This window comes from Gordonia liuliyuniae, assembly GCF_021739025.1.
In the GTDB taxonomy this organism is placed as follows: Bacteria; Actinomycetota; Actinomycetes; order Mycobacteriales; family Mycobacteriaceae; genus Gordonia; species Gordonia liuliyuniae.
The window spans coordinates 1-14,559 of the sequence record NZ_JAKKOT010000007.1; the positions used below are offsets into that span (position 1 = coordinate 1).

General features: G+C 67.1%; 13 protein-coding genes. 10 read left to right on the forward strand and 3 right to left on the reverse strand.

The genetic code is table 11. From position 1 onward, the window contains the following. Window positions 1-179: 179 nt before the first annotated feature. Window positions 180-899, forward strand: coding sequence for a TetR/AcrR family transcriptional regulator (locus L5G28_RS15280; RefSeq protein WP_237002273.1), 720 nt, complete (start codon window positions 180-182; stop codon window positions 897-899). On the opposite strand, the gene L5G28_RS15285 is transcribed toward L5G28_RS15280, so the two are convergent. Continuing rightward, window positions 862-2,244, reverse strand: a complete 1,383-nt coding sequence (locus tag L5G28_RS15285; RefSeq protein WP_237002274.1) for an amino acid permease — start codon at window positions 2,242-2,244, stop codon at window positions 862-864. The two genes, L5G28_RS15280 and L5G28_RS15285, sit on opposite strands and share 38 nt — an antisense overlap. Before the next feature lie 24 nt (window positions 2,245-2,268). Here L5G28_RS15285 and L5G28_RS15290 point away from each other — a divergent pair, with 24 nt between their 5' ends. The 5 genes from L5G28_RS15290 (at window position 2,269) to mfd (ending at window position 8,804) form a co-directional block, all read left to right on the forward strand. Further along, window positions 2,269-2,808, forward strand: coding sequence for a GNAT family N-acetyltransferase (locus L5G28_RS15290; RefSeq protein WP_237002275.1), 540 nt, complete (start codon window positions 2,269-2,271; stop codon window positions 2,806-2,808). Window positions 2,809-2,825: 17 nt separating this feature from the next. Continuing rightward, a complete protein-coding gene (locus L5G28_RS15295) occupies window positions 2,826-3,383 on the forward strand; it encodes a hypothetical protein (RefSeq protein ID WP_237002276.1) in 558 nt (185 codons plus the stop codon). A 43-nt stretch (window positions 3,384-3,426) separates the two neighbouring features. Beyond that, the gene (locus L5G28_RS15300; protein ID WP_237002277.1) at window positions 3,427-3,990 is read left to right on the forward strand and encodes a copper chaperone PCu(A)C; all 564 of its coding nucleotides are present in this window, start codon (window positions 3,427-3,429) and stop codon (window positions 3,988-3,990) included. Further along, the gene (locus L5G28_RS15305) at window positions 3,987-5,141 is read left to right on the forward strand and encodes a Dyp-type peroxidase (protein WP_237002278.1); all 1,155 of its coding nucleotides are present in this window, start codon (window positions 3,987-3,989) and stop codon (window positions 5,139-5,141) included. Before L5G28_RS15300 ends, L5G28_RS15305 begins: the two co-directional genes overlap by 4 nt. A 72-nt stretch (window positions 5,142-5,213) precedes the next feature. Beyond that, window positions 5,214-8,804, forward strand: a complete 3,591-nt coding sequence (gene mfd, locus L5G28_RS15310; RefSeq protein ID WP_237002279.1) for a transcription-repair coupling factor — start codon at window positions 5,214-5,216, stop codon at window positions 8,802-8,804. 29 nt (window positions 8,805-8,833) lie between these two features. Here the strand turns inward: mfd and L5G28_RS15315 are convergent, their stop codons facing one another. Continuing rightward, complete coding sequence (locus L5G28_RS15315; RefSeq protein WP_237002280.1) at window positions 8,834-9,397, reverse strand: TIGR03086 family metal-binding protein; 564 nt, start codon at window positions 9,395-9,397, stop codon at window positions 8,834-8,836. Window positions 9,398-9,541: 144 nt separating this feature from the next. On the opposite strand from L5G28_RS15315, the gene L5G28_RS15320 reads away from it, so the two are divergent. Beyond that, on the forward strand, window positions 9,542-10,423 hold the full coding sequence (locus L5G28_RS15320) for a helix-turn-helix domain-containing protein (RefSeq protein WP_237002281.1): 882 nt from the start codon (window positions 9,542-9,544) through the stop codon (window positions 10,421-10,423). Between the two features lie 55 nt (window positions 10,424-10,478). On the opposite strand, the gene dapA is transcribed toward L5G28_RS15320, so the two are convergent. After that, window positions 10,479-11,402: a 4-hydroxy-tetrahydrodipicolinate synthase gene (gene dapA, locus L5G28_RS15325; RefSeq protein WP_236999777.1), complete on the reverse strand. Its 924-nt coding sequence runs from the start codon at window positions 11,400-11,402 to the stop codon at window positions 10,479-10,481. 64 nt (window positions 11,403-11,466) lie between these two features. Here dapA and L5G28_RS15330 point away from each other — a divergent pair, with 64 nt between their 5' ends. From L5G28_RS15330 to L5G28_RS19455, 3 genes are all read left to right on the forward strand, one after another. After that, window positions 11,467-12,366 (forward strand): LysR family transcriptional regulator, encoded by a 900-nt coding sequence (locus tag L5G28_RS15330; protein WP_237002282.1) that lies wholly within the window; start codon window positions 11,467-11,469, stop codon window positions 12,364-12,366. Between the two features lie 122 nt (window positions 12,367-12,488). Beyond that, entirely contained in the window at window positions 12,489-13,643 is a 1,155-nt protein-coding gene (locus tag L5G28_RS15335) for a nucleoside triphosphate pyrophosphohydrolase (protein ID WP_237002284.1), read from the forward strand. After that, a complete protein-coding gene (locus tag L5G28_RS19455; protein ID WP_237002285.1) occupies window positions 13,640-14,404 on the forward strand; it encodes an HNH endonuclease in 765 nt (254 codons plus the stop codon). The genes L5G28_RS15335 and L5G28_RS19455 overlap by 4 nt, the downstream gene beginning before the upstream one ends. Window positions 14,405-14,559 lie beyond the last annotated feature (155 nt).

The following is a 14,559-nucleotide window of genomic DNA, read 5'->3' on the forward strand; positions in this document are numbered from 1 at the left end:
CCCTCCAGCGCCGATGGTACTGCACCCTAACCAGTGTGGGAGAGTAGGACACCGCCGAACTAAACCCGAGTTAGAGCCCCCAACACCACGTGTTGGGGGCTCTAACCCTATCTCGGCGCTTACCTCTGTGTCGCTCACTCGCGCGTCGTGGGCGGGCGGTCGCCGATAGACTGTGCGGTATGGCTATCGACAGGCCGGCGGACGGTGCGGAAGTAGTAGTGAAGGCGCCTCGCGCACGGATGACGGGCGCGCAGCGTCGTCTGCAGCTGATCGAGGTGGCGCGCGGTCTGTTCGCGGAGCGAGGCTTCGAAGGGACGTCGATCGAAGAGATCGCGCAGCGGGCCGGAGTGTCCAAGCCGATCGTCTACGAGCACTTCGGCGGCAAGGAAGGGCTCTACGCCGTCGTCGTCGACCGCGAGATGGACAAGTTGCTCGAGCTCGTGACGTCCTCGCTGACGAAGAACCGATCGCTGTACCGCATCCAGCAGGTCGCACTCGCTCTCCTCACCTACATGGAAGAGCGGACAGACGGCTTCCGCATCCTGGTGCGCGGCGAGTCTCCGCACAGCAATAAGGACGACACCCGGTACTCAAGCCTCTTGAACGATGCGATCAGCCAGGTGGAGCACATTCTGGCAGGCGACTTCGAACGACGTGGCTTCGACCCGACGTTGGCGCCGCTGTATGCGCAGGCCCTCGTCGGCATGGTGTCCGTGACCGCCCAGTGGTGGTTGGACGTCCGGGAGCCGTCGAAGGAGGTCGTGGCAGCTCATCTGGTCAATCTGTGCTGGAACGGGCTCACCCGGCTCGACCCGTCCCCGATGCTGGTGGACTCCGACTACACCGAGCCGGTCCCGGAGACTACGAGTTCGGCGAAGCGGAACGCCGCCGAGCAATGATCGTGCCCACGCCCCACAGCACGAATGCGAGGAGCGCCGTCGACGCGATCTGACCGCGCACCGAGTCGGTCCACAATCCCAGCAAAACGATCACCGCCAATGCGAGCATCGTCGCCCACGACAGATACGGGTACAGCCACATCCTCATCGGAAGGTGGACGCCCTCGCGGTCGGCGCGACGGCGCAGAACTATCTGGGCGGCAGTGATGGCCAGCCAGGTGACGAGCAACGTTGAACCGACCAACGCCAGGAGTTTGTCGAGCACCTGCTCGCCCCACACATAGTTCGCGGGCACCATCGCGAAACCGACGACGACGCTCGCCAACACCGCGATGATCGGTACGCCTCTCGTCGACGTCGTCGCGGTCTCGGACGGCGCCATACGACGCAGTCCCAACGAGAACAGCATTCGCGACGCCCCGTACAGGTTGACGTTCATCGACGACAGGAGCGCGACGACGATGATCGCGCCCATCGTCGTCGCCACCGCTGGAAGCCCCGCCTGCTCGAGGACACCGACGAACGGGCCGGACTGGAGTCGGTCGTCGGTGGCAGGCAACACCAGAATGATGATGAGGACGGACCCCACATAGAACAGCAGGATCCGCCAGACGATCGTGCGGATCGCCTTCGTCACGCTCGGCCCCGGATCGTCGGTCTCCGCGGCAGCGACGGCGATGATCTCGATGCCGCCGAACGCGAACGCGATCACCAACAGGGCAGCGGTGACGCCGCCGAGTCCGTTGGGCAGGAACTCGCCGACGTTGTCGATACCCGGCGACGGTTCCGACGTCCAACCGAACAGGTAGGCGGCGCCGATCGCCAGGAACACGACGATGAACGTGACCTTGATCAAAGCGAGCCAGAACTCGAGCTCGCCGAAGTTCGCGGCGCCGGTCAAGTTGAGAGCAGTGAATACCACCATGAACACCAGCGCCCACCCCCAGGAGGGGAGGACGCCGACCAGTCCGTTGAGGCCTTCCGCCGCGGCCAGCGCTTCAGCGGAGACGACGAGGGTCATCTGGATCCACCACAGCCAGCCCATCATGAAACCTGCGCCGGGCCCGAGGGCTTTACCGACGTAGTACGAGAAGGCTCCCGGATTGGGGTCGGCGGCCGCGAGCTCGCCGAGCATCCGCATCACCGAGACGATGATCAAACCGATGATCGCGTAGGCGACGAGGGCAGCCGGGCCGGCCAGCGCGATCCCCTCGCCGGATCCGACGAACAGACCGGCGCCGATCGCCGAGCCGAGGCTCATCATGACGAGGTGACGCGTCCGGAGGCCCGTCTTCAAGCGGCCGTCGCCAGCGGCAGTGATGTGATCTCGCTCGGGTTCGGCCATTCCGAACAGTGTAATCGCCTAACCATGCGGAAGAATCAGGGCATGCTCACGATGCGGGACGTGACCGTCGCCGACTGCTCCGACGTCGCCGACATCTACCGGCACTACGTCGAGACCTCGACGGCCAGCTTCGACTACGATCCACCCGACGTCGGCGAATGGGAGGCCCGCGTCGCGCACGGCCGCTCCGCGGGTCTGCCGTTCATCGTCGCGGAAGACCCCGACGTGATGCCGGGCATCGTGGGATTCGCGCGACTCGGCCCGTACCGCGGTAAGACGGGGTGGGCGTTCACTGCGGAGAACAGCATCTATCTGCGGCCCGAAGCGGCCGGTCGGGGAACCGGCGGCCGCCTGCTGGGCGCGCTGATCGACAAGGCCGGCCCGTCGACAGTCCGCCACATCATGGCTGTGATCTCCGACGAGGCGCCCGCATCGGTCGCGCTGCACGCCAAGGCCGGGTTCGTCGAATCCGGCCGCACCCCGAACGTCGGATACAAGTTCGGCCGCTGGATCGGCGTCGTCTACATGCACCTCGACCTCGGCCCGGAGTCGGGGGCTCCCTGATTGGTACGCTCAACAGCGTGTACGTCCGTCTGACCACCTCCGATTCGCCTGCCGATCCGGCGATTCACGGTGTTCTGGCGGGTGCGGTGTCAGCGACGCTCGGCATCTCCGCGCACGCGTTCGGCGGCGGCTTCGGCGATCACCGGTCGCCGACGTCCCACCTGTTGATTCTCGGCGCGCTCGCCGTCGTCGTCGGTGTCGCACGAGCAGGTCAAGTCCAGGGTCGGCGCCGGTTCACCGGCTCCGGGTGGGCGGCCACAGCCGCAGCCCTCGTCGGCGGGCAGGCGGCCACCCACGTCGCACTGGCCATGCTCGGTCACGGAGCGGTGACCCCCACCGTGCCGATGCTGGTCTGGCACGCCGTCGCACTGCCGGTAGCGGTCGGCGTCCTCGTCGTCGCCGAGCGGCTCGCCCGCGCGTGTGGGTCGATGATCGCCGTCGTGCGACGCTTGGCCGACGGGCCCCCGACCGACGGCGACGTCGTCCCGACCGCAGCGCGTCCGGTGACGCGGCGGGCGTACTCGATCCTGCTGCAGTCCGCGACGGGCGTGCGAGGCCCTCCCGCAATGGTGTGAAGACCAACCGACCTTTCACACCTTGCTCATTTGAGGAGACCTCATGGCACGGCGCTATCTGCTGCGCTCAGCCGGCCTGACCGCGTTCGCGGCAGCCGCACTCGTATCCGCCACCTCGATCACCGCGTGTACCCCCGACACCGACGACGCCGCCGACGCCGATTCGGTCACCGTCTCGCAACCATGGATCAAAGCATCCGACCACCCGGCGGCCGACAACGCAATGACGTCGGCGTTCGCCGTCGTCGAGAATTCGTCCGACCACGACATCCGCATCGTCGGCGCCTCCAGCGACGTGGCGAAGAACGTCGAACTGCACGAGGTCGTCGAGTCGGGCGGAGAGACCACCATGCGGGAAGTCGACGGCGGCATCGTCGTTCCGGCCAACGGATCGGTGATCCTCGACCCGGGCGGCGAACACTTCATGTTGATGGACGTGACGAAACCCATCCGAGCGGGCGACGTCGCGACGATCACCGCGCGATTCGACGACGGATCGACCGAGACGATCGACGCGCTCGCACGTGACTTCGACGGCAACCAGGAGAACTACTCCCCGTCCGCTGCTGCCCCCGTCGAGGGCGGCGCCCACGGCGGGCACAGTTGACCCGGTTCTCCCGGAGAACACTGCTGACCGGCGGAGTCGGTCTCGCAGGCCTCGGTGTCGGCGCGGCCGCAGTCGGTGTCGGACAAGGACTGTCCGAACCGGCGACGGCCCCGTCGACGCTGCCGTTCTTCGGTGACCACCAGTCGGGGATCGTCACCCCGATGCAGGCACACGCGAACTTCATCGGCCTCGACCTGATCGACGCAGCCGACCACACGGCCCTACCGGGCATGTTGCGGTTGTGGACGCAGGACGCGGCCAACCTGACGCAGGGGGAACCCGGATTCTCCGACACTGAGCCCGAACTCGCGGGCGCTCCGGCCCGGCTGTCGATCGCGGTCGGGTTCGGTCCGGGAGCCTTCGCGTCGCACGCGTTGGCGGCGAAGAAGCCTGCGTGGTGCGCGCCGCTTCCCGCATTCGGCATCGACCGACTGCAGGAACGGTGGGGACAGACCGACGTGGTCGTCGCGGTCGCCTGTGATGATCCGATGACCCTCGCACACGCGGTGCGGATGGTCGTCGCGCCGGTCCGACGGCGGATGCGGGTGCGGTGGATGCAACAGGGGTTCCACCACCGCCGCAACCTGTTCGGGCAAGTCGACGGCACAGTCCAACCGTCCGACGACAGGCACGACGACCTCGTGTGGGACGACGGCGCCGAGCAGTCGTGGATGGCGGGTGGAACGTCGCTCGTGCTGCGGCGGATCGCCATGAACATCGACACGTGGGAGGCGCTCGACCGGCGCGGGCGCGAACTGTCGGTGGGACGTTCCCTCGACACCGGTGCGCCGTTGACGGGCACGACCGAAACCGACGAGGCCGTGTTCTCCGCGACCCAGGGCGGCATCCCGGTGATCCCGGAGTCGGCGCACATCGCTCGGGCACACCAGCGTTCGGACCGTGAACAGTTCCTACGCCGGCCGTACAGCTACGACCTCGCGCCGCCCGGCGTCGGCGGCGACACGTCCGACAGCGGCCTGATCTTCGCTGCCTACCAACGCGATCCGCTGGCGCAGTATCTGCCTGTGCAGCAGCGGCTCGCCGACCACGACGCCCTCAACGAGTGGACTACGCCGATCGGCTCCGCCGTGTACGCGATGCTTCCGGGTACTCGGCCGGGGTCGTACTTGGGGGCGCCGTTGTTCGAGTGAACGTAGTGCGCTCGATCCGCCGATGAGCCGCCCGACTTCGCATGATCGAGGTCCGCGAATAGAGTGAACCGAGTGGCGACCACCGAAGAGATCCCTGGGACGACGCTGTCCGGACTGACTGCTTTCGCTCTGCGTGACGATGCGTTCGCGCAGATCAGGGAACGGGCGGCGCGGTCGCGACTCGCGGTGAGCGCGCCGGACGCTGTGCGACCGTTCCTGGTGGCGGCTCTGGCAGCGACCGACGACGCTCCGGTCCTGGTGGTGACGGCGAACGGTCGGGAGGCCGACGACCTGACAGCCGAACTGTCGGAGTTGCTGCCGGACCGGGAGTCGGTCGCGCAGTTCCCGTCGTGGGAGACCCTCCCACACGAGCGGCTGTCGCCGAGCGCAGACACGGTCGGTGCGCGGCTCGCGGTTCTGCACCGGTTGGCCTCGCCTGCCGAGTCTCCGTTGGCGGTGGTCGTGACGACGGTGCGGTCGTTGGTGCAGCCGATGGCGCCCGGCCTCGGCCAGCTGCGGACGCTGACCCTGTCCGAGGGCGTCGACGTCGAGTTCGACGGGCTCATCGAACAACTCGTCGAGATGGCGTACGAACGCGTCGACATGGTCGGGCGACGCGGCGAGTTCGCCGTGCGAGGAGGCATTCTCGACGTCTTCCCGACGACCGCCGACTACCCGGTGCGCGTCGAGTTCTGGGGCGACGAGATCACCGACATGCGAGCGTTTTCCGTCGCCGACCAGCGGACCCAGCCGGAGATCGACTGTTCGTCCGTGCAGATCCATCCGTGTCGTGAACTCGTGCTGACCGCTCAGGTGCGCGAGCGGGCCGCCGAACTCGCCGAGTCGACGTCGGACGAAGCGCTGCGCGAGATGCTGACGAAGCTCGCCGAAGGCATGCCCGTCGACGGGATGGAGGCGCTGATTCCGGCGCTCGTCGACGGCGAGATGCAACTGCTCACCGAGGTGATGCCCGACGGCGTTCGCGTGCTGGTCCTCGACCCGGAGAAGGTGCGTACCCGGGCCGTCGACCTCGCGCGGACCGGCGAAGAGTTCCTGGAAGCATCGTGGAACGCGGCGGCCCTCGGCGCGGACGCACCCGTCGACGCGCGTGCCATCGATTTGACCGCGAGCGCATACCGGCCGGTCGAAGAGGTCGAGTCGGTGACGGTCGCTGCAGGTCACTCGTGGTGGACGTTGAGCCCGCTCGCCGCAGGCGACGGCGACGAACTGGTGTTGAACGTCGAGCCGGGGCCGACGCCGCACGGTGACGAGAAGGAGCTCGCCGTCCTGATGGCGTCGCTGCGCGCCCAGCTCGCGTCGGGTGGCCGGGCCGCGATCGTGGCCGCGGGCCGCGGCACCGCGACGCGCTTCGTCGAACGACTCGGCGAGGCCGAGGTGCCTGCGCGACTGATGGACGACGGCGCCGAACCGCCCGCCGACGCGGTCGGCGTCTACCACGGGACGTTGCGGCGCGGACTGACCCTGGGGCTCGGCTCCGAGGGGAGCGCCGGACTGGTCATCACGACCGAAGCCGATATCACCGGTACGCGCGTGACCGGTGTGAAGGACGGTCGGCGGCTGCCGGCGAAGCGTCGCAACCAGGTGGACCCGCTCGCGCTGGTCGCAGGCGACATGGTGGTCCACGACCAGCATGGAATCGGCAAGTTCGTCGAGATGATCGAACGGACCGTCTCGGGTGCGCGCCGCGAATACCTGGTCATCGAGTACGCGCCGGGCAAGCGCGGCCAGCCGGGCGATCGTCTGTTCGTGCCGATGGAAGCGCTCGACCAACTGTCGCGCTATGTCGGCGGCGAGCAGCCGTCGCTGAGCAAGCTCGGCGGGTCCGACTGGGCGAACACGAAGAAGAAGGCGCGCAAGGCGGTCCGCGAGATCGCGGGCGAACTCGTCCAGCTGTACGCGGCCCGCCACGCCGCGCCGGGGTTCTCGTTCAGTCCGGACACCCCGTGGCAGCGCGAGATGGAGGACGCGTTCGACTACACGGAGACCGTCGACCAGATGACGGTGATCTCCGAGGTGAAAGCCGACATGGAGAGGCCGGTCCCAATGGACCGAGTCGTCGTCGGCGACGTCGGATACGGCAAGACCGAGATCGCGGTCCGCGCCGCGTTCAAGGCGGTGCAGGACGGGAAGCAGGTCGCGGTCCTCGTGCCGACCACGATCCTGGCCGGGCAGCACTTGCAGACGTTCACCGAACGCATGGCCGGGTTTCCCGTCAAGGTTCGCGGGCTGTCGCGGTTCACCGATCCGGCGGAGTCGAAGGAGATCCTCGCGCAGATGGCGGACGGCGAAGTCGACATCGTGATCGGCACCCACCGGCTGTTGCAGACCGGTGTCCGGTGGAAGGATCTCGGCCTGGTCATCGTCGACGAGGAGCAACGGTTCGGTGTGGAGCACAAGGAGCACATCAAGGCGCTGCGCACGCACGTCGATGTGTTGACGATGTCGGCGACGCCGATCCCGCGAACCCTCGAGATGTCGATGGCGGGGATCCGTGAGATGTCGACGATCCTCACCCCGCCTGAGGAACGCCATCCGGTCCTCACCTACGTCGGCGCGTACTCGCCGAAGCAGGTGGCCGCCGCGATCCGCCGTGAACTGTTGCGTGACGGCCAAGTGTTCTTCGTGCACAACCGGGTGTCGACGATCGACAAGGTGGCCCGCGACCTCGCTGCGATGGTCCCGGAGGCTCGTGTCGTCGTCGCACACGGTCAGATGGGTGAAGACCAGTTGGAGAGCACCGTCGACGCGTTCTGGAACCGCGAGTACGACGTGCTGGTGTGCACGACGATCATTGAGACGGGAATGGACATCTCGAACGCGAACACGTTGATCGTCGACCGCGCTGAGAACTTCGGTCTCTCGCAGCTGCACCAGCTGCGCGGTCGTGTGGGCCGTTCCCGCGAACGCGGCTACGCGTACCTGCTGTACAGCGGCGACAAGCCGTTGACCGAAACCGCGTACGACCGTCTCGCGACCATCGCCCAGAACAACGAGTTGGGCGCAGGCATGGCGGTCGCGTTGAAGGATTTGGAGTTGCGCGGCGCGGGCAACGTGTTGGGCGCCCAACAGTCCGGTCACGTCGCGGGCGTCGGCTTCGACCTGTACGTGCGTCTCGTCGGTGAAGCCGTCGAAGCGTATCGCGCTGCCGCGGACGGTAGTCCGGTGCAGACGCAGGAGTCGGCGGAGGTGCGGATCGACCTGCCGGTGGATGCCCACATCCCGACCGAGTACGTCGAAGCGGACCGGTTGCGGTTGGAGGCATACCGGAAGCTCGCGTCGGCGAGCAGCGACAGCGACGTCGACGAGGTGCTCGTCGAACTCGCCGACCGCTACGGGCCTCCACCGGTCCAGACTGAGCGTCTCGCGGCCATCGCGCGACTGCGCCTGCGGTGCCGCGAGCGGGGCGTGACCGAGATCGGGTTGGCCGGTCAGTCGGTGAAGGTCGCGCCGATGATCCTGCTCGACAGCCAGCAGATCCGTCTCAAGCGGATGTTCTCGTCGGCGCAGTACCGTGCCACCACGCACACTGTGACGCTCCCGATCCCGCGGACCGGCGGCGTCGGTTCGCCGCGGCTGCGCGATACGGAACTGATCGACTACGTCGTCGGTTTCCTCCAGGCGATCGCACCGTTGGACGCGTGACGGGGCGACGTCGTCGAAGCTGTTTCCGCTTACCGCATCGGGCGGCGTCCGGACAGTCCGACGAGTCGTTCCAACGGTGTCGCCGACTCCGCGACGGGGACGGCGGCGGCGAACGCTTTACCCTCGCCTTGGAAGTCGGGCGTCAGCATGGCGGGCGCGACGACTAGGGACGCTTCGACTGCCTCGTCGTCGGGACTCCAGTCCAGGCCCGCCGCTTGCGCGAGATCCCATCCGTGCATCTGGTACTCCCAGAGGATCATCGACGCGGCCATGTCGCCGGGCATCCCCGCGTCGCCGATCTTCAACGGCTCGGCGAGAGCGGCGGGCAGCACGGTTCGCAGGCGGTCGGCGGCGGCACGTACCTGCGCGGCTCCACTGCCGGAGACGGTGACCGCGTCGGGGTCGCTGCAGGTGTGGTCGTCGGCGGTGAAGCCGTCGGTGAACGCGGTCAGCCACCCGACGACGTGGCCGCGGAGCGCGGCGACGTCGAACTCGGTGCAGGGCGTGGCCGCGGTCGAGGGTATGTCGGCGGCCTGGTCGAGCAGGTCGGCGAGCTGATCGAGGGTGCGGATGAGGGCGGCTGACGTGTCCATGCCGGCGACGTTACGGATGCACCGAGCTGCTTCTCTTGAAAATTCGCGACACATCCGCGAGCAAACCGACACCTGTCAGCGCGCACACCCCTCTCCTGCCCATCGCACCGCCTGAGCGGTGTAGGTTCGCGTTACGCTTCCTTCGTGCACGCCGACGCTCGCTCTTCGTTCGATGGACACACGCGTGGCATTCTCGAACCGGCCCGCATGTTCTCCGTGGTCGACTTCGACCGTTATCCGGCTCCTCCCGAGCTCGATGGGCTGATCGAATGGTTTTGGTCGGTGCGCTGGGATCTCCCTGGCGAGCAACGACATCGGCAGCCGATATTGGCGACGCCCGCGGTGAACGTCAGCGTCGGAACGTCGCCTACCCCCGGCGACGCCCCGCCGCCCGGCCCCTATCCGTTGGCTGCGAAGTTCAACGGCGTCACCACCCAGGTGACGGTTCGGACGTTGAGTGGGAGGGGCTGGAATGTCGCGGCGAAGTCGACGGTCGGCGGCTTCGGCGCGTGGATCGACGACGTCCACGAGGTCAACGACACTCATCTGGACCTCGCGGACGTGGTGGTCGTCGACGGTGGGCTGGCCGCGGCGGTCGCTGCCCGTCCGTGGGGCGGCGGACGGGTCACCCCGATCGGTGATGCGCTCGTCGCTCTGCTGGCCGACCGTCCGCAGGCGCGGATCGATCGAGCCAGGGAGGTGTCGGCGATCGCTTCCGCGGCCGAACACGACCGTTCCATCGCGACCGTCGGGCAGCTCGCGAAGCTCGGCGGGGTCACCGGTCGCACACTGCAGCGGATGTTCATCTCGTGCGCGGGCGTCTCACCGACGTGGACGATCCGCCGCTTCCGGCTCATCGATGCGGCCGAACACGTGCGGGACGGGAATGTCCCGGATTGGGCCGGACTCGCCGCAGAACTCGGGTATGCCGATCAGGCTCATCTGACGAGGGACTTCACCGCAACCATCGGGATGTCGCCCGGTGCGTATGCGGCGGCGAATCGGGTCGGCGGCAGTCAGCCCTGAGGTCGCGTCAGCGTCGAGAGGTTGTACGCCAGATCAAGCTCTCCGCGCGGCCGGGTCATGCGGAGTGGGCTTCCGCGTGCACGGCCAACGCGGACACGATCTGCCCGGCTTCGTCGGACGTCGCCTCGGTGAGCGGCGGGCGGACCGTCGCGTGGGTGATGACGCCGAGTTCACGCAGGGCGACCTTCGCGGCGACAGCACCCCCGGTGGCGATCGAGTTGAGCGCCGTCGCGGCGGGGATCAGATCGCGGTTGATCTCGCGCGCGGTCGGCAGATCGTTGTCGGCGACGGCCTTGATGAGCGCGGCGTTCGCGGCCGAACGGACGGCGCCGACGACGCTGACGACTCCGGTGGCCCCCGCCGACAGGTACGGCAGGTTGAGGCCGTCGCTGCCGCAGTAGAACGCCATCGGACATTCGGCCATCACGGCCATGGCCTGCGCGATGTCGCCGGTCGCGTCCTTGACGGCCAGGATTCTCGGATGTTGGGCGAGCTCCATGAGTGTCGCGGTCGCGATGGGGAGGCCGGTACGGTGCGGGACGTCGTAGAGCATCACGGGCAGGTCGGTGGCGTCGGCGACGGCGCGGAAGTGGGTGGCGACGCCGACCTGTGACGGCCGCGAGTAGTACGGGGTGACGACGAGGAGGGCGTCGGCGCCCGCTGCCGCGGCGAGGCGCGCGCGCCGGATCGTGGAGAGCGTGTCGTTGGTGCCGACCCCGGCGATGATCCGGGCGCGGCCTTTCGCCTTCGATGCGGCCAGTCGGATGATCTGTGCCAGTTCATCTTCGGACAGCGTCGGCGACTCGCCGGTGGTTCCGGCGACGACGATGCCGTCGCAGCCGTTCTTGACCAGATGCTTCACCATTGCTTTGAATCCGGACTCGTCGACCGAGTAGTCGGGGTTCATCGGAGTCGGGACGGCGACAAGGTTGGTGCCGAAAGCGTGGGCGGCAACGGGCGCGAGCATCATGACTCCCATTCTCACGACGATCATCGTCAACGACAAGCGAACAGTTCTACGTCACATTGATTACGATCGCTTCATGATCGATGTGTCGGCCCTACAGGCTCTCCGTGCGCTCGCGGATCTCGGAACGATGAGCCGCGTCGCGGACGATCTGGGGTTCACCGCGTCGGCGATCTCCCAGAAGATCAAGCGGCTCGAAGTGGAGGTCGGCGTGCGGTTGGTGTCGCCCGCGGGGCGTCGTGTGGTGTTGACGGCGGCCGGGCGGGCGCTGGTCGAGTCGGTGCCGGGCGTCGTGCAGGCGTTGGAGCAGTCGGTCTCGGCGGCGAGGTCGGCGGATGCCGGTGTGCCGCGCGGAATGTTCCGGATCGTCGCGTTCTCGACGGCAGTCCGCGGGATCGTCGCGCCGGTGCTTGCAGGGTTGGCTGTCGACTATCCGGATCTCCGTGTCGAGATCGTTGAGGGAGACCCGGTTCCGGCGGTGTACGCCGTCGAGTCGGGCGGTGCGGACCTCGCATTGGTGCACGACGCGGATGGGGTGCCGACTCCGGTGTCGCCCGGTGTCCGGCCGTCGTTGTTGCACACCGACGTCGGCGACCTCGCGGTTCCCGCTGGGCATCCGCTCACGCATTTCGACGAGCCGATCGGAATGGCAGACCTCGCGGGCTGTCGGTGGGTGACTTCTCCGCCGGGGACCGTGTGCCACCAATGGTTCCAGCGGATGTTCGCCGGAAGCGCTGCTGAGCCCGACGTCGTGCATTCGGTCGACGACTTCAGCACGCAGATGGCGCTCGTCGCGTCGGGCGACGTCGTCGCGTTGATCCCGCGTCTGGCACGTCCGACTCCGCCTGCGGGCGTGGAGCTTCGGCCGTTGAAGCAGGCGCCGCGCAGGGTGGTCCACGCGGTGTGGCGGCGCAGCAGTGAGGACGATCCAGCGCTGCGGGCCGTCGTCGCCGCGCTGGAGGCCGAAGCGTCGTAGGTCGCCGCGCCGATCGGGCCGCTGTCGGCGGGGCGAGACCCCAACTGCGCGTTGGCGCCATGTCGTGGGTCGATGACCGACTAAGGTCGTCCTGACAGAGTTTTCTCCGGGGAGGAGTGCACATGCCCGTCGTTCTGCTCGATCCTTCGCGGCCCGACATGGTGCCTGCGGGTGCCGTCGGGTTGATGTCGGGAACTATCGCCGTCACGGAGGAGGTTCATCCGAATCTGTTGTGGCAGTTGCCCGATTACGTCCTTGTGGGCGACCGCGCCCAGAACTTCGATGTCCTCGTCTCGTCGGACAAGCGTCATCCTGCGGTGCGTGCACGGATCGACGCCGGGGAGCGCGTCGTCGAGGGCGAGCCGGTCAAGGGCAGCAACATCTTGCGTGCCGTCGACTTGATGGACCGGCTGCGGCGCACCGGGCCGTGGGAGCAGCGGCAGACACACGACTCGTTGCGGCGGTACCTCGTCGAAGAGGTCTACGAATTGTTGGACGCGATCGACAACGGGTCGCGCGATGAGTTGAAGTCCGAGCTGGGCGACTTGCTGCTCCAGGTACTGTTCCATTCCCGGATCGCGGCCGACGCGATCGATGGATTCGACATCGACGACGTGGCGCAGAGTTTCGTCGACAAGGTGTCGTACCGGACGCCCGGAGTGCTCGGCGGCGAACACGCCGATCTGGAGCGCCAGATCAACGAGTGGGAGGCCGCGAAGGCTGCCGAACGTGAGGCGCAGCGGGGGAGCGTGTTGGACGGGATCGTCACCACCCAGCCTGCTCTCGCGTTGACCCAGAAGATCTTCGAGCGGCTCGCGGGCGCCGATTTTCCGATCGCCGCGGTCAGTCCGTCGCTCTACCAGGTGGGCGTCCCGTTCCGTAAGCATGCGACGGTCAGTGTCGAGGACGAGCAGCGTCGTCGTGCGATCACCCTGATGGATCAGGTCCGCGCCGCCGAAGCCGCCGCCAGTGGGGACGGCGTATGGCTCACCGACGCGAACACGTGGCGCAAATACCTCGGCATGGACTACGACGAGAACGCTTTCGACGACGACCTCGACACCGGCGAGATCCCTGTCATCGCTGAGGATGAGTGGATCGTCAGCTCGCTCGACGAAGAGGGCGAGGACGATGCCGATTACGAGGAAGTGGCCGTCGACGCCGACCCGATCGACTCGGACAACGAGTCCGAACGCAGCAGGGTCTCAGACGTGAAGGTGCGGAAAGACGTGCCCGGAATCGTGGTCGTCGAGAAGTGGAGCGCGGAGGAGGAGTGAGCTCAAAGCAGCCCGATTGGATATGGCCTGAGCTAGTGGTGACGGCAGCAGTTCAGGATGCGGCTGGATGGGGGCGCACAATCCGGTCGACCGATGATCGGGTGATTGAGCTGTCGAACTTGTTTCGAGACCTTAATCCGCTACTGGCGAAGGACCCGAGGTTTCGGAGCGCGGCCTCGTTGCAGCGGAAACTCGAGGATCTCCGAACCGTTCACCCAAAATATGTAGGTACAAAGACGCGTGGTGGCCGACTGACGGCGGCAGTCGTTACTGCGTACGTCCAAGATCCTGGGCGGATGAGGGGCCTCGCCGAGCGGTTCCGGAACGAGCCGAGACTTCTGCCGCACGCCATCGGACTCGACGTCGAGGACGACGTAGTCGACCTAGATGAGGTCAACGCTGGCCGGGCGGTATCCGCCGTTGAAGGTGCGGTGCGGCGACGTATTGCAACTTATCGGGAGCGAGACCCAAAGCTTCGCGGGGAGAAGATCGCGGAAGCGGTCCGTCAGCGTGGTCGTTTAGAGTGCGAGACGTGCAGCTTCGACTTCGAAGCCCGCTATGGAGAACTCGGTTCGGGGTATGCACACGTCCACCACATCGTTCCGCTGCATGTGACGAATGAAGTGGAGAACTCGCTGTCTGACCTGGTCGTATTATGCGCCAACTGTCACGCGATGATCCATCGTCGGCGGCCGTGGAAGACTCCGAAGCAGCTTGTCGAGATCATATGCAAAGCCGAGGACGACGGCGTGACCCGCTGAACGCATCCATAAGACTAGTGGTCGCAGTTCGCGACGTTCGTTTCGCCAGCTCGGACGACTTGTCGGAGGATAGTGGTTGAATCGAACGGTATCGAACGGGCGTGCGAGGGCTGGAGATTCATATGGCCCAGGTTGCCGACCAGGCGCCGGGTGGG